The following is a 14,731-nucleotide window of genomic DNA, read 5'->3' as shown; positions in this document are numbered from 1 at the left end:
TGCACACGTGCCCGGTCAGCGGAAGGAGCAACGACCGTGATGCCATCCTCTATTCCGACCCAACCGCCGCTCAATCTGAAGCCGGGCTTCTCGCTGCAGCTCCATCGGGGCGAGACGCTCACCATCGCTGTCGTAGGAATCATTGTCGGGGTCATGGCCTTGATCTGGCAGGACGCCACCCTGGTACTGATCGGAGTGCTGTTCGGCGCGTATTTGATCGTTGCCGGAATCGTGCGCATTTCCGCCGCAATGGTGTCCAGGCATGTCCGCGGCGGCCAACGCTTTCTGATCGGCCTGCTCGGGCTCCTGATCCTTGTAGCAGGCGTCATGTGCATCGCCGATCCAACGCAATCGATCGTCTTGTTGGCCTTTGTGATCGGCGTCGGCTGGATCGCCAACGGCGTGATCGACTTGATCGGGGCCGCGGCACGCACCATTTATCCGCGCTGGTTCGGCGTGATCGGCGGGCTGTTTTCACTCCTCGCCGGGCTTGTCGCGCTGACCCTGCCGGTGCTGACGTTGCAGGCGTTCGTCGTCGTCGGAGCAATCCTGCTGATCGCCATCAGCATCATGTCGTTGCTGACCTTGCCGCGACGGGCACCCACGACAGCCTGGTGAGTAGCCGCGCTCCCGGTTAGAGCAGCGGGGGGTACCGCGGCGGGCGCGGCGGCGGCGGTGGCGGCACGACCTTTGCGGCAGTGACATCGTGCAGAGCGAGGGTAACGGTGCCGTGCCGTGTTTCGATCACGCACTGACTCGCCGAACGGTCGCGCAGGTAGCCGAGCGCGTCGGTGAATCCGCCTGCGATGCGCGTGCGCACCGTCATCCGGGTGCCGATGGCAACCCCCTGGATGAGTTGCACCGGGTCTGCCATAGCGCCAGCTTAGGGCGGCGGGGCGGCATAATGGCCAGATGCGACAGACATCGACCGTACCGGGTTCTCGGATCGTCGGCCTCGGCCATTACCAGCCGGAGCGCGTGCTGACCAATCAGGAACTCGCAGGCATGGTCGACACGACCGACGAGTGGATTCAGACGCGCACAGGCATCCGCACCCGCCATATCGCTCGTGATGACGAATCGGTGCCGGAGCTCGCGACGAATGCCGCCAGGAACGCACTGGCAGACGCAGCACTCGAGATCGCCGATGTCGACATGATCATTGTCGCCTCGACGTCGATGCTCGATCACAGCCCAAACGCCGCCGGACGGGTCGCCGCCGCACTCGGCGCGCGTTCACCGGTGATCATCGACGTGAACGTCGCCTGCTCCGGGTTCGAGCACGCGATGGCGCTTGCCGACAACGCGATTCGGGCGGGCTCGGTGCGTACAGTACTCGTGATCGGGGCGGAGAAGTTGTCGGCCATCACCGATTGGACCGACCGCGCGACCTGCGTTCTGACCGCAGACGGCGCCGGTGCATTCGTGCTCGCTGCGACAGCTGATCCGCGAGTCGGACCCGTGGTGTGGGGGTCAGAGCCGACACTGTCGCATGCCATCGAAGTCGAAATGCCGGAAAACCACTTCACGCAGGACGGCCGAGCGATCTTCCGCTGGGCGATCACGGAGGCGGCAGCACACGCCCGATCGGCGGTGGAGCAGGCCGGGCTCACGCTCGAGGACATCGAGGTGTTCGTGCCGCACCAGGCCAACCTGCGCATCATCGAACCTCTCGCCAAGCAGCTCGGGCTCGAGTCGAAAATCGTCGTGACGGATGTGATCGAATCAGGTAACACGTCTGCTGCGAGCATCCCGCTCGGGCTCTCGAAATGGTGGCACGCCGGCAGAATCCCTGCCGACGCGCCCGCACTGTTGTTCGGGTTCGGCGGGGGTTTCGCCTACGCCGGGCAGGTCGTCATGACCCCCCAGAGGTAGCGGCGATGTCCTTTCCACTGACCATCGGCTATGCGGCGATGTTGGAGCAGTTCGCGCCGATGGAGGCCGTTGAGCTGAGTGCGTATGCCGAGTCGCACGGGTTCTCGGGAGTGATGGCCGCCGACCACTTTCAGCCGTGGGTTCCGGCGCAGGGGCAGGCCTCTTTCGTGTGGAGTGTACTGGCCGCGATCGGAGAACGCACCCACGGGGATTTCGGGCCAGGGGTCACCACGCCGAGTTTCCGCTGGCATCCTGCGATGCTGGCGCAGGCATCCGCGACGCTCGGGGCGATGTATCCGGGGCGGCATTGGCTGGGTGTCGGCTCGGGGGAGGCGCTGAACGAGCACATCGTCGGCGCTTACTGGCCCGAGGCTCCGGAACGCATCAATCGCATGTTCGAGGCGGTCGAAGTCATTTCGAAGCTGTTTTCCGGTTCGCTTTCCGGCAACGACGTGAAGCACGCGGGCCCGCACTTCAAACTCGAGTCGACTCGGCTGTGGACCATGCCGGAGACCGCCCCGGACATTCTCGTTGCGACAGCCGGACCGGTGACCGCCAAGCGGGCGGGTCGGCACGCGGACGGGTTGATCACTGTCGGCGCACCATTGGAGAAAGTCGGCGGGTTGATGTCGCGATTCGACGCCGGTGCGCGTGAAGCGGGCAAGGATCCGTCGCAAGCTCCGAAAGTGTTGCAGTTGCATCTGAGTTGGGCGCAGACCGATGAGCTGGCCCTCGCGAACGCGCTGCGTGAATGGCCTAACGGCGGCATGCGGTTTCCGAAGGCGGACATCCGCTCACCGTTCGAGTTCGAACAGCTCGCCAAGCACGTGCGGCCGGAGGACTTCGAGGGCCGGATGGTGATCTCAGCCGACCCCGACGTGCACCGGGCGGCGATCCAGCGCTTCGTCGATGTTGGCTTCGACCGCATCTATCTGCACAACGTCGGCCGTAATCAGCGCGAGTGGATCGACGTGTTCGGTCGTGACGTGTTGCCGAAACTCGCACGATGAGCGGCCTGGCAGCCTTCGTGCAGACCTGGGCACTTGAGGGTGTTCCTGAGGTGCGGCCGGGTGACGACCTCGCGCGGTTGATCGGTGACGCCGTCGACGCGGCAGCCGCGCACGAGCCTGAATGCGCTCTCGTCGACGGGGACATCCTCAGCGTCACGAGCAAGATCGTCTCGAAGGCTGAAGGGCGCATCGTCGCCGCGATGGATCGTGAAGATGCAATCACGGGCGAGACGGTGCGCGTCGTGGCAACCCGTGCGCATGCGAACGGGGTGACTCGCATCGTCGAGAACCGGCTCGGCATTGTCGCGGCGGCGGCGGGCGTCGACGCGAGCAACACGGCGCTCGGCACGGTGCTGCTTCTCCCTGTGGATCCGGATGCGACCGCTTGCGCCCTCCGCGCTGCGTTGCAGTCCCGCTTCGGGCTGCGGCTCGGCGTCGTGATCACGGACACGCTGGGGCGCCCCTGGCGCGTCGGTCAGACGGATGTCGCCATCGGCGCAGCTGGGGTCGTCGTCGTCGATGACCTCCGAGGGGTGCTGGATGGCGCGGGGCGAGTGCTGGCTGTCACTGCCCCGGCGGTCGCGGACGAAATTGCAGGCATGACCGACCTGGTCAAAGGAAAAACGGGAGGTCATCCGGTGGCTTTCGTGCGCGGGTTGGCCCGGCTGGTCACGGCCGACGATGGGCCGGGCGCGCGTTCGATCGTGCGCACGGGCGAGTCCGACATGTTCCGGCTCGGCAGTGCTGAGGCGCAGGCACAGGGATACTCGCAGGGCTATGCGGCCGGGCTCGCGGCCGCGAAGGACGCGGCAACGGGTTGAGGGCTGGCTGCTTCGCGCTTGGCTGCTTCGCGGTTCGATGGTGCGGCACCGTCCATCGCGTAGACGACCAGTGGTCCGCCGTGTCGCGGATGGACGATGACGTCGCATCGTGCACCGTAGACCCGTTCGATCAGCTCGGCAGTGATGACGTCCCAGGGGCGCCCGGCCGCGATGAGTACGCCGTTCTGCAGCAGCAGTAGCCAGTCGCAGTATGCGGCGGCAAGATTCAAATCGTGGATGGCGACGACGCTGGTGAGAGCGAGCCGGCGAACCTGGCCGAGCAGGGACAGTTGGGCTGTGACATCGAGGTGGTTGGTCGGCTCGTCGAGCAGCAACAGCGATGGTTCCTGCGTCAGCGCCCTGGCGATGTGCACCCGTTGGCGTTCGCCGCCGCTGAGGCCGTGCCAGGTGCGCTCCGCGAGGTCGCCGGCGCCGACCGACCGTAGCGCTGCAAGGGCGATGGTGCGGTCATCTGGCCTGTCGAAACCGCCGAACAGTCCGGTGCGGTGCGGGATTCTGCCGAGCAGTACGACGTCGAGCACCGGCAGATCGGTCTCCAGTTCTGCGCTCTGTTCGAGCAGAGCGATGCGTTTGGCCGCGTCGCGTCGCTGCAGCTCATGCACGACCGCTCCGTTCAGAATGACCCGTCCGCCCGTCGGTGCGTCGATTCCTGCGATCAGCCGGAGCAGGGTGGATTTGCCAGCGCCGTTCGGTCCGAGGATGCCGGTGACGGCACCGGACGGCAGTTCTGCAGAGATGTCGTCGAGGATGTCTCTGCCCTCGATGCGGCGCGTCACGCCGTCCATGACGATGCTCATGTGGCGACCCTTCTGCTTCGAATCAGCACGATGAAGACCGGAACACCGATGATCGCCGTGACGATGCCGACCGGCAGTTCTCGCGGATCGAACACGGTGCGGGCAAGGGTGTCCGCGATGACTAGAAACGCGGCGCCGGCCAGTGCTGCTGCCGGGATCAGCTGACGGTGCCCCGGCCCGGCCAGCCCGCGCACCATATGCGGCAGGATCAACCCGATGAAGCCGATCGCGCCGCTGACGGCGACCATCGCCCCGGTCAGCAAGGCGACAGCGCCGAGGAACATCCAGCGGGTGGCGTTGACGTTGACGCCGAGTGAGGCGGCCGACGTGTCCCCGAATGCGAAGGCATCCAGTCGCGGCGCCGCGGCAACGATCAGCACGCCGATCACAACGAGGGCGGACCAGGCGATCAGTGTCGAGGTCCACGTGGCACCGGCCAGCGAGCCGAGAAGCCAGTTGAGGATGTCACGGTACGAGTCTCCCTTCGCCGACCAGAAGATGACGAACGCGGTGCCGGCCGCGCACAGTTGTGCAATCGCGAGACCGGCGAGCACCAGTCGACCCGTGGACAGCGACCCGCCCGACTTCGCAATCGACAGTGTGGCGATAAGCGCCACGAACGCTCCCACGAATGCGGCTGCCGGCAGCGCGAACGACACACCGAGGATCAAGACGGCGACGGCGCCAAGGCTTGCGCCGGATGAGACGCCGAGCAGGTACGGATCCGCCAGCGGGTTGCGAGTGATCGACTGCATGACCGCCCCGCTGATCGCAAGGCCCGCACCGACGGCCGCGGCCGTGAGCACGCGAGGCAGACGCAACTGCCAGACGATCGAGTCCGTCAGCAGCGGTGGCGCGGCCACGCCGGGGATGCCGAGGTGGTGGCCGATGCTTCTGGCGACATCGTCCAGGCTGATTCCGGCGGGCCCGATCGTGACAGCGACGCAGCCGATGACCACAAGGGTGATCGCCAAGGCCAGGGTCCACCCCGCGGCCTTGTTGGAACGCCGAGCGTGCGTCAGAACGGCCGTCGCGACGCTCACCCGTCGACCTTCTTCAACTGCTGGATGACGCTGGCAGCCGCTTGCACATTGCGAACGCCGGCCTCAGTCGAGGCGAACGGCAACACGATGAAACGATGGTTGACAACGGCGTCGAGATTCTTGGTGACCGGGTTGGCCTCCAATGCACTGATCTTCGATTTCGCGGTGTTCCAGTCCGCATCGACGACCACGATGACGTGCGGGTTCGCTGCTGCGACCGCCTCCCAGCTCACCGAACTCCAGGTGTCGTGCACGTTCGAGAACACGTTCTTCAGCCCAGACGCCCGCATGATCATCTCGGGTGCCCCGATACCGGCACCGACGTACGGTGTCGTGCTGCCGCTGGAGTACCAGAGTGCACTGACCGTCTTCTTCGGCGGTGTGAGCGCATGCAGTTGCGCCTTTTGCTGCGTCACGAGCTTCTGCGCCGCAGCACTCGCACCGAAAACTCGGCCGGCCTGATCGATCTCAGTGAACACGGTGTCGAACGTGAGCGGATCCGGCATGAACGCGGCTTCCTTGCACGCCGACGGCGACACGTAGGTGCCGATGCCGAGCTGGGCGAGCGACGCGCGCTCGCCCACACCGTCTGCGGAGAAATTCGACTCCCAGCCGGCGTAAATGAAGTCTGGCTGTAAGGCAAGCACCGCCTCTTGCCCGGGCAGGAAGTCACTGATCACCTTCGGCGTCCCGTGGCCGGCGAGCGAGGCCGGAATCGGACCGTCGAGGAATGCCGAGCCCACGATGCGCTTGCCCAATCCGAGGGCGAGCAGCAGTTCCGTCGTGGAGGATTTGATCGTCACAATCCGCTTCGGCGCGGCGCCGACCGTCACCGTGGTGCCGCAATTGTCGATCGGCCCGGATGCCGCAGGCGACACCGTTGCGGACGCGGACGCCACGGATTGTTCGCTCGCGGCCGCCGAACATCCGCTGAGAATGAGCGCGAGCGCGGCTGCGCCGACGAAAGATACGGTTCGGATTGGTGCGCGCATGACAACTTTCGAGACGGGGGACAAATCTGGGCAGGCAACACAGGACAACACAACACTGCGAGACCTGCCGCCCCAATCCGGAGTCGGCGCACCGTGCCAAATACAGCCGGGGGTCGCTGCCAAAAGTCTACGACAGCGCTGCTCGCGTTGCATCCAGTGCGCGACAATGGGTGGATGCCCTCACTTGCGCACGAGGTGCGACGCGCGGTCGCGTGCATCTCGCGCACACGAGCGTTCCGTCGCGTCGGCCCCGTCGTGATGCCTCCGCTGGAGCGCGGCATGCGGCTGCTCACCGGGGGTCGGCTGCAATTGAGCGGTCTCCTCGTTCCGTCTCTGGTATTGCACACGGTGGGGGTCAAGTCCGGTCTACCGCGCGACACCACGCTCATGTACTGGCCGGATGGCGCCGGCAATCTGCTGGTGACCGGGAGCAACTTCGCACGCGCCGAGCATCCGGCATGGACGGGGAACCTCCTCGCACATCCGGATGCTGCTGTCAGCGTCCGCGGGCGGCGCATTCGGGTGCATGCGCGTCTGGTCGAAGACGACGAGCGGGAGGCCGTGTGGGCACTCCTCGAAGCCAACTGGCCAGGCTATCGTCAATATGAACGAGCGGCCGGTCGCGTCATCCGGATCTTTCGTCTCGAGCGCGTCTGAGCTCGAAGTCATGAATCGCGCCACGGCGATAAAGTTGAACCATGCCACTCGTCGGTGAATACGAACCCAGCTCGGTGAAGCGCTCTCGCGAGCAGGTGGAACTCTACGAAAGTTCCGGTGGCACCCAAGGCGTGACGCTGGGCCGGCTGGCTGTGATCATTCTGACCACGGTCGGCGCGAGGAGCGGCAAGCTGCGCAAAACGCCGCTGATGCGGGTCGAGCACGACGGCGCTTACGCGGTGGTCGCCTCCATGGGCGGCGCGCCGAAGCATCCGGTGTGGTATTTCAACATTCGCAAGAGCCCGCAGGTCGAGCTGCAGGACGGCCCGGTCAAGCGCGACTATCTCGCGCATGAGGCGGTCGGCGAAGAGAAGACGCTGTGGTGGGCGCGGGCGGTGGAGGCGTACCCGCCGTATGCGGACTATCAGACGAGGACGACGCGGCAGATCCCGCTGTTCGTGCTGGAGCCCGTCTCCGAGTGAGCAGCGACGCGCCGAGCCGCGCACGTGCTCAGATATCGAGCGTGTCGCCGGGCTCCAGGGCGAAGAATTCGCCACCACTCTGTTCGGTTGCCCAGGCAATTCGCGCGTTGGCCATTTTCTTGCCCGCTACCGAGTTGACCATCTCGTGCGTCGGGAAGCTGCGCTTCGGTTTGACCGCGAGCACGTAGTCCATGAATTCGGCCGCCTTGAGCCACGGCGCGCTTGACGGCACGGCGAGCACGTCGACCTCGACGCCCTCGGGGATGGTGAACGAGTCCCCCGGGTAGTACAGCTGATCGTTGATCAGCACGCCGAGGTTGTCGACGATGGGGATCGATGAATGGATGACGGCGTGCTTGCCGCCGAAGAAACGCAGGGTGAACCCTCCGGCTTCGACAGTGTCTCCTGCCGCGACCGTGATGATGTCGAAGTCGCTCGCGGCGGCTGCGACGCCGGCCGGCCCATAGATCGGCACATTGGGGTTCATCTCGAGCACTCGGCCCAGCTGCTCGGGCGTCCAGTGGTCGGCGTGTTCGTGCGTGATGACGACGGCGCTCGTGTTCACCGTGTCGGTCAGCGCGGTCGTGAAGGACCCGGGGTCGACAAAGAGCTTCTTGCCTGATTGTTCAAGCAGCAACGCAGCATGTTCGAACTTGGTCAGTCTCATGAGGCACCAGCTAATACCCATTTTCAGGTATTCGCAAACTGCGGAATATACCCCCGTAGGGTATGGTTGGCAGCAGCATGAACAGGAGCACACAGGACATGCAGGATCACGACATGCACGAGCACACGGTGACAAAGGGCGCGGAGACCACCGAACCCGGCGCAGATCCGGGGCATGAGGGCCATGAGGGCCACGAGGGCCACGAGGGCCACGAGGGCCACGCGGACCATGCCAGCCACGAAGGCCACGCCGGCCACGATCCGGCGATTTTTCGCCGGAAGTTCTGGGTGAGCCTGATTCTGACGGTCCCGACAATGGTGTTCTCGCCGGGGCTGCAGGAGATCCTCGGCTTGAACGGTCCGCGCTTCGCCGGCAGTCAATACATTCCGGCCGTGTTCGGCATCGCGATCTTCCTGTACGGCGGACTGGTGTTCCTCAGGGGTGCAGTGACAGAACTGCGTGCACGCAAGCCGGGAATGATGACGCTGATCTCACTGGCGATTCTGGTGGCGTTTGGCTACAGCGCCGCCGTTACGCTCGGCCTGCACGGCATGGACTTCTGGTGGGAACTCGCAACGCTCATCACCATCATGTTGCTCGGACACTGGATAGAGATGTCGGCCGTGATGGGCGCCCAGAACGCGCTTGGCGAACTCGCCAAGCTGCTTCCGGATCAGGCTGAACTCGTGACGCGCGGGGCCGACGGCATCGACGCCATCCAGACGGTCCCGGTGTCCCAACTCGCGGTCGACTCCCTCGTCATGATCCGGCCAGGTGCCGGTATTCCGGCAGACGGTGTGGTTGTGGAAGGACACTCACAGGTGGACGAATCCCTGCTGACGGGGGAGTCCGTTCCCGTCGGGAAGGCCGAGAGGGATGCTGTCGTCGCGGGCAGTATCAGTGGCACGGGCACGCTCACGGTGCGCGTGACGAAGGTCGGCGCGGACACAGCGATCGCCGGCATCATGCGATTGGTCGCGGACGCGCAGAATGCGAAATCCGGCTCGCAGTTGCTGGCCGACAAGGCGGCCGGATGGCTGTTCTACGTTGCGCTTGTCGCTGCCGCGATCACCCTGATCAGCTGGTCACTGATCCAACCGGGCGACCCATCGTTCGTGCTTGAGCGCGTCGTCACCGTGCTGATCATCGCTTGCCCGCACGCGCTCGGGCTCGCGATCCCGCTCGTCGCGCAGATCGCGACGACGCTGGGTGCCCGCAACGGGCTGCTGATTCGTAGCCGTGCCGCGTTGGAAGACGCTCGCCGGATCGATGTCGTGTTGTTCGATAAGACCGGTACCCTCACCGAGGGCAAGCAGGGGGTCGTCGCGGTGCACACCCGCAGTGGGGTTGCAGAAGCGGAGTTGCTTGCGCTCGCCGCATCCGTCGAGGCACCAGCGGAGCATCCGATCGGGCGGGCGATCGTCGATGCGGCGCTGAAGCGCGGCATCCGCGTGCCCAAGGTAGAGAACTTCCAAGCGCTGCCGGGGCGAGGTGTCACCGGAGACGTGGGCGCACGAAGCGTAGCGGTGGGTGCCGGACGTTTACTCGAGGAGCGCGGGTTGGTGCTCAGCCCGGAGCTGGCACAGGCCACCGTCGACGCCGGCCGCGAGGCGCGGTCTATCGTGTACGTGGTCGAGCGGGGCAGTGTGCTCGGTGCGATCGCGCTCGCCGATGTCGTGCGTCCGGAATCCGCTGAGGCTGTGCGTTCGCTGACGGATGCCGGGGTGCGCGTCGCCATGCTGACCGGAGACTCGCAGGCGGTCGCGTCCGCTGTGGCAGACCAATTGGGCATCACGGAGGTGCTCGCCGAGGTGTTGCCCGAACGCAAAGCGGCAGCTGTTGCCCAACTGCAAGCGGACGGTTCCAGGGTCGCGATGGTCGGCGACGGGGTGAACGACGCGCCGGCACTCGCCCAGGCTGATGTCGGCATTGCGATCGGCGCGGGTACGGACGTGGCGATTGAGGCTGCTGGAATCGTCTTGGTGTCGAGTGATCCGCGCGGCGTTGGCCGTACCCTCGCACTGTCGCACGCCACCTACCGCAAGATGCAGCAGAACTTGTTCTGGGCCACCGGCTACAACGTGTTCGCGATTCCCCTGGCTGCAGGGGCGCTGGTCTGGGCAGGGATCACGGTGTCGCCTGCGCTCGGAGCCGTTTTGATGAGTCTGTCGACCATCGTCGTCGCCCTGAATGCACAATTGCTGCGGCGGTTGCGGTTGCGTTGACCCGCGCGCCCGCCGCGGTCCGCCATAATCAGGAACTATGTCGACCGCTGCACCCCGTATTGTCGTTGCGATCAATCCGCAAGCGTCGTTCGGGGCTCGGCAGGAGGTGGGGCCTGCCGTGGTGACCGCGCTGAGCGCGGCCGGCTTCGAGGTCGTCGCGATCACACAACCGAACGGCGAGCTTCTGCGGCGCGAGACATTGGCAGCCGTCGACGCGGGTGCCGACGCACTCGTGATGGTCGGCGGCGACGGCATGGCCGGAATGGGAACGAACATCGTTGCGGGCACCACGTTGCCGCTTGGCATCATTCCGAGCGGCACCGGCAATGACGTGGCGCGCGGGCTTGGCATGCCGATCGACGATACGGATGCCGCTATCCGTGCGCTGCTGGACGCCTTGGAGCGCGGTCCGCGCGTGATTGACGCCGGCCGTGTGCGCCAGGGCGGCCTCACCACCTGGTTCATCGGGGTGCTCTCGGCCGGATTCGACGCGATCGTGAACGAGCGGGCCAACCGCATATCGCATCCGCGCGGCAAAAGTCGGTACACGCTGGCCATGTTGATCGAACTCGTCAGCTTCCGGCCGATCGAGTACGTCGTGACCACGGACAGCGAGTCATTCGCGACCCGCGCAATGCTGATCTCCGTCGCGAACAATCGCTCGATCGGTGGCGGCATGATGATCGCTCCCGACGCCGAACTCGACGACGGGCTGCTCGACCTGTTCATTGTCACTCCGATGTCCAAGATCCGCTTCATCAGCGTCTTCTCGAAAGTATTCTCCGGAACGCATACGTCGCTTCCCGAGGTGCAGCTCTCCCGTGTTCGCAGCGTCAGGCTCGAGTCGCCGAGTGCGGTCGCGTACGCGGACGGCGAACGGATCGGTGCGCTGCCGATCGAGGTGGAAGTCGTGCCCGGCGCGCTGCGCGTTTTGGCCTAAGTGTGCGCCAGCTTGTGCGCTGTGCGCCACTTCGGCTGGCGCACGGCGCACCATGTGGCGCACGGGAGTGCGGCCGTGCGCCCTTGAGCGTCGAGGAGGGAGGTTCCGGCTCGGTTTGTCCGGCGCGGCGGCGTGTGGCATACTCGATGAGTTGCAAGCGGCCCCATCGTTTAGCGGCCTAGGACGTCGCCCTCTCACGGCGGTAACGCGGGTTCAAATCCCGCTGGGGTCACAATCGGCGAAAACCCCCGGCTATCCGGGGGTTTCCACGTTCCGGTCGTCGCGCTCCGGCGGGTCTCAACGCGGCGAGTAGCAACAGGTTGGCAACGCACGTCGCATGGTCGGACCGCTCATCCCAGGACGGCGTGCGAGTTCGGCATGGCGGAACATTCGTCCAAGACGGCGATGTCGTGTGCGTTCCACACTGCTGTCATGACGAGATCACCCTTCATTCGCTTCGACGCGTCGTCGGCGCCAAGCCAGCGCAACACAGGTGACGCTGCACACATCCGCAGGCATCGAAAGCGTCGCCGGCTGGCTTTTGCCGCGGTCGTTCTCGGCGTCATTGCCGGGCTGCTGGCAGTGAACACCGTCATCGTCAACGACCAGGCGGCAGCCGCAGTGTCGAGCAGCGGCACGGTGCGAGTCGGCGGTACCGCACTCAATGTACGAGAGGACGGTGCGGTGACAGCTCCGGCCCTGGTGCTCATCCACGGCCTTGGAGGTTCTATCCATTGGTGGGATGCGGTCACGCCCGTGCTCGCGAAGGCGCACTACGTCATACGTATCGACCTTCTGGGGCACGGACGGTCCGCCAAGCCAGGCGGCAACCAGTACTCGATACCCCATCAGGCCAGGCTTGTCGGCGATGTGTTGACCAGGCTCGGCATCACTCACGCCATTGTGATCGGCCACTCGACCGGCGGATATGTCGCCACGTCCCTGGCTGAACAGCGCCCCTTGCTGGTGACGGCGCTGGTGCTCATCGACACCGGCCCGAGCATGTCGGCGTATATTTCCGGCGGTCCAACCGGGAACCTGCTCACCACGCCGGTGATCGGCCAGTTGATCTGGCGGCTACGCACCGACTTTCTGCTGCGGCAGGCCATGGGTTCTGCGTTCAGCCGTCCGGGCTACCGGATCCCGCAGCGGATCATCGACGATCTGAGCGGCATGACGTACCACGCACTCACCGCGACTTCGCTCGCCTCGGACATGTACATCCAGCAGGAACCGATGCCGCAGCGCCTCAAACAGGTCGGCAAGCCCTTGCTCGTGCTGTACGGTGCCGACGACCACCGTTGGCATCCGGCGTCGTACGCTCAGTACAGTGCAGTGCCGGGCGCGCGCATCGAGGCAGTGCCGGGTGTCGGTCACTCCCCGATGCTCGAGGACCCAGCAGGTACGTCTTCACGCATCCTCGCCTTCGTGAACCCCTTGGAGGCGCGATGAAGGCGAACCCCGGCTTGTACCATCGACGTATGCCGCAGGAGTGGGACATTGCCGTGCCACGCGTTACGCGTCTGCACGGACTCCGCATGGCAGCGTTCACAGGCCGCTCGGCAGCTCCGGTCAAACTATCGACGGTCCCGTTCCCCGCCGTGACGCTGTTCATCGACCTGGGCGACGCCGAAGTCGTCGAAGCGCGGGGCGGGGACGGTATCCGCGGCAGTGGTGTCGTCGGGATCGGCGCCGCCCAGCTGCGAGTCCGCGCACGCCACCTCGAATGCCTGCAGGTGCGACTGTCGCCGACGCTGGCATACGCCGTGCTCGGCGAGGCAGTCGACGATCTCGCTGCTGACACGGTCGGACTTGACAGGATTTGGGGTATCGAGGCCGAGCGGCTGTGCAATCGCGTCTACGAACAACCGGATTGGGATGACCGATTCGCGATCGTCGAGTCGGCGCTCGCCTACCGGTGCCTGTCTGAGCGTCGGGTCGACGCCGAGGTGACCCGCGCCTGGCACCATCTGTCAGCACGTCATGGCCGGATCCGCGTCGAGCAGCTCGCTGATGACGTCGGCTGGAGTCGCAAGCGCTTGTGGTCTCGTTTCCGCTCGCAGATCGGCATTACGCCGAAGCGGGCCGCGCAACTGGTGCGCTTCGACCGCGCAGCCCACCTTCTCGCTTCCGGACAGAGCGCCGCCACGGTCGCTGCCGAATGCGGATACACCGATCAGTCGCACCTGAATCGGGACACCACAACTCTCGCCGGGCTCACACCCGGCGGCGTGGCCACCGCGCGGTGGCTTCAAGCCGATCCAGTCGCGTGGCCCAGCAGCCGGTCACCGGCAGCCCCGATCGCGACCCTCGACTGATACGACCGGGGACAGACTCATTCCGCTCAGCTCTCCGGATCGTCCATGAACTGCCGAAGCTCCTGCACCGTGTGGCAGCCGACCGTCGTCTTGCGCGCCCACTCGAGCGCCTCCTGGCGGGTGTCGACCTCGATGATGGTCATCCCGCCATTGAGCTCCCGGCTCTGCGGATAGCTCTGCTGAATGACGGTGCCATCCGCAGCAACCTGGACCGCAGCGACGTCCTCATCGATACCACCTCCGAACCTGTACACGCCTGCGGCCTTCATTTCGGCGATCACCGCGTGGGAATCGCGGTCCGCTGCTGCGAACTCAGACTCATCGAGGTCCATCGCCGCGCTGGGAAAGGAGATCAGGTAAAAAGTCACGTCAGCATCCTCTCGTCGGTTCCCTCATTCTGCCCCAGCGATCATCGTCGAGAAAGACCACGTTCAGTCGCGGGTTCAAGTCCCCCTGGGGTCACAATCGCCGGCTTTCCAGGGAGACAGTGGGAAGCGCTCTCGTGCTGCGGAAGCCCGAGGCGTAGCCTTTTTGTATGTGCCGGAACATCCATACCCTCCACAATTTCGAGCCAGCTGCAACAAGTGATGAGGTGCACGCGGCCGCCTTGCAGTATGTGCGCAAGATCAGCGGGACAACGAAGCCATCGAAGGCGAACGCTGAGGCGTTCGACCGCGCCGTCGCGGGGATCGCGCACCTCACCCAGCATCTGCTCGACGACCTCGTGACGACCGCCCCGCCGAAAGACCGCGAGGTCGAGGCCGCGAAGGCGAAGGAGCGCTCAGCGCGCCGCTTCGCCGCTGCTTGAGACGCAGACCCTCCGTGCTCCACGGCTGAAAATTCTCGCCTGTATTTGGTCGGCGATGTCGGATCGAGACATCGC

Annotated in this window: 17 protein-coding genes and 1 tRNA gene; 12 read left to right on the top strand and 6 right to left on the bottom strand. The window is 65.4% G+C overall.

The genetic code is table 11. From position 1 onward, the window contains the following. Positions 1–39 precede the first annotated feature (39 nt). Positions 40–618 carry an HdeD family acid-resistance protein gene (locus tag QU604_RS12935; RefSeq protein WP_308468922.1) on the top strand — a complete coding sequence of 193 codons (579 nt, stop codon included), beginning with the start codon at positions 40–42 and terminating at the stop codon, positions 616–618. A gap of 16 nt (positions 619–634) precedes the next feature. Here QU604_RS12935 and QU604_RS12930 read toward each other — a convergent pair whose 3' ends face one another. Further along, the gene (locus QU604_RS12930) at positions 635–874 is read right to left on the bottom strand and encodes a hypothetical protein (protein ID WP_308465039.1); all 240 of its coding nucleotides are present in this window, start codon (positions 872–874) and stop codon (positions 635–637) included. A 38-nt stretch (positions 875–912) separates the two neighbouring features. Here QU604_RS12930 and QU604_RS12925 point away from each other — a divergent pair, with 38 nt between their 5' ends. The 3 genes from QU604_RS12925 to cofE are packed head-to-tail and all read left to right on the top strand — an operon-like array spanning position 913 to position 3,706. After that, the gene (locus QU604_RS12925; RefSeq protein WP_308465038.1) at positions 913–1,875 is read left to right on the top strand and encodes a beta-ketoacyl-ACP synthase 3; all 963 of its coding nucleotides are present in this window, start codon (positions 913–915) and stop codon (positions 1,873–1,875) included. Between the two features lie 5 nt (positions 1,876–1,880). Further along, positions 1,881–2,885 (top strand): TIGR03557 family F420-dependent LLM class oxidoreductase, encoded by a 1,005-nt coding sequence (locus QU604_RS12920; RefSeq protein WP_308465037.1) that lies wholly within the window; start codon positions 1,881–1,883, stop codon positions 2,883–2,885. Next, a complete protein-coding gene (gene cofE, locus QU604_RS12915) occupies positions 2,882–3,706 on the top strand; it encodes a coenzyme F420-0:L-glutamate ligase (protein ID WP_308465036.1) in 825 nt (274 codons plus the stop codon). Before QU604_RS12920 ends, cofE begins: the two co-directional genes overlap by 4 nt. Here the strand turns inward: cofE and QU604_RS12910 are convergent. The 3 genes from QU604_RS12910 to QU604_RS12900 are packed head-to-tail and all read right to left on the bottom strand — an operon-like array spanning position 3,661 to position 6,559. Next, positions 3,661–4,524, bottom strand: coding sequence for an ABC transporter ATP-binding protein (locus tag QU604_RS12910; protein WP_308465034.1), 864 nt, complete (start codon positions 4,522–4,524; stop codon positions 3,661–3,663). The genes cofE and QU604_RS12910 overlap by 46 nt on opposite strands. Further along, positions 4,521–5,546 (bottom strand): putative F420-0 ABC transporter permease subunit, encoded by a 1,026-nt coding sequence (locus QU604_RS12905; protein ID WP_457852548.1) that lies wholly within the window; start codon positions 5,544–5,546, stop codon positions 4,521–4,523. The genes QU604_RS12910 and QU604_RS12905 overlap by 4 nt, the downstream gene beginning before the upstream one ends. Before the next feature lie 17 nt (positions 5,547–5,563). Next, the gene (locus QU604_RS12900; RefSeq protein WP_308465033.1) at positions 5,564–6,559 is read right to left on the bottom strand and encodes a putative F420-0 ABC transporter substrate-binding protein; all 996 of its coding nucleotides are present in this window, start codon (positions 6,557–6,559) and stop codon (positions 5,564–5,566) included. A gap of 174 nt (positions 6,560–6,733) precedes the next feature. Here QU604_RS12900 and QU604_RS12895 point away from each other — a divergent pair, with 174 nt between their 5' ends. Together QU604_RS12895 and QU604_RS12890 are read left to right on the top strand one after the other, a co-directional pair. After that, complete coding sequence (locus QU604_RS12895) at positions 6,734–7,216, top strand: nitroreductase family deazaflavin-dependent oxidoreductase (protein ID WP_308465032.1); 483 nt, start codon at positions 6,734–6,736, stop codon at positions 7,214–7,216. Between the two features lie 41 nt (positions 7,217–7,257). Beyond that, complete coding sequence (locus QU604_RS12890; RefSeq protein WP_308465031.1) at positions 7,258–7,698, top strand: nitroreductase family deazaflavin-dependent oxidoreductase; 441 nt, start codon at positions 7,258–7,260, stop codon at positions 7,696–7,698. Between the two features lie 28 nt (positions 7,699–7,726). Here the strand turns inward: QU604_RS12890 and QU604_RS12885 are convergent, their stop codons facing one another. After that, positions 7,727–8,365 carry an MBL fold metallo-hydrolase gene (locus QU604_RS12885; protein WP_308465030.1) on the bottom strand — a complete coding sequence of 213 codons (639 nt, stop codon included), beginning with the start codon at positions 8,363–8,365 and terminating at the stop codon, positions 7,727–7,729. Positions 8,366–8,442: 77 nt separating this feature from the next. Here QU604_RS12885 and QU604_RS12880 point away from each other — a divergent pair, with 77 nt between their 5' ends. The 5 genes from QU604_RS12880 (at position 8,443) to QU604_RS12860 (ending at position 13,848) form a co-directional block, all read left to right on the top strand. After that, positions 8,443–10,590 (top strand): heavy metal translocating P-type ATPase, encoded by a 2,148-nt coding sequence (locus tag QU604_RS12880; protein WP_308465029.1) that lies wholly within the window; start codon positions 8,443–8,445, stop codon positions 10,588–10,590. A 37-nt stretch (positions 10,591–10,627) separates the two neighbouring features. Next, a complete protein-coding gene (locus tag QU604_RS12875; protein ID WP_308465028.1) occupies positions 10,628–11,530 on the top strand; it encodes a diacylglycerol/lipid kinase family protein in 903 nt (300 codons plus the stop codon). A 159-nt stretch (positions 11,531–11,689) separates the two neighbouring features. Then, positions 11,690–11,762, top strand: a tRNA-Glu gene (locus QU604_RS12870). A 200-nt stretch (positions 11,763–11,962) separates the two neighbouring features. After that, the gene (locus QU604_RS12865) at positions 11,963–12,982 is read left to right on the top strand and encodes an alpha/beta fold hydrolase (protein WP_308465027.1); all 1,020 of its coding nucleotides are present in this window, start codon (positions 11,963–11,965) and stop codon (positions 12,980–12,982) included. A gap of 86 nt (positions 12,983–13,068) precedes the next feature. After that, positions 13,069–13,848, top strand: a complete 780-nt coding sequence (locus QU604_RS12860; RefSeq protein WP_308465026.1) for a helix-turn-helix domain-containing protein — start codon at positions 13,069–13,071, stop codon at positions 13,846–13,848. A gap of 26 nt (positions 13,849–13,874) precedes the next feature. Here QU604_RS12860 and QU604_RS12855 read toward each other — a convergent pair whose 3' ends face one another. After that, entirely contained in the window at positions 13,875–14,216 is a 342-nt protein-coding gene (locus QU604_RS12855; protein ID WP_308465025.1) for a YciI family protein, read from the bottom strand. 167 nt (positions 14,217–14,383) lie between these two features. Here QU604_RS12855 and QU604_RS12850 point away from each other — a divergent pair, with 167 nt between their 5' ends. Further along, positions 14,384–14,656 carry a DUF2277 domain-containing protein gene (locus QU604_RS12850; protein WP_308465024.1) on the top strand — a complete coding sequence of 91 codons (273 nt, stop codon included), beginning with the start codon at positions 14,384–14,386 and terminating at the stop codon, positions 14,654–14,656. Positions 14,657–14,731: the final 75 nt, after the last annotated feature.

The organism is Rathayibacter sp. SW19 (assembly GCF_030866825.1).
GTDB lineage: Bacteria > Actinomycetota > Actinomycetes > Actinomycetales > Microbacteriaceae > Rathayibacter_A > Rathayibacter_A soli.
This window is presented reverse-complemented; position numbering and strand designations above follow the sequence as displayed.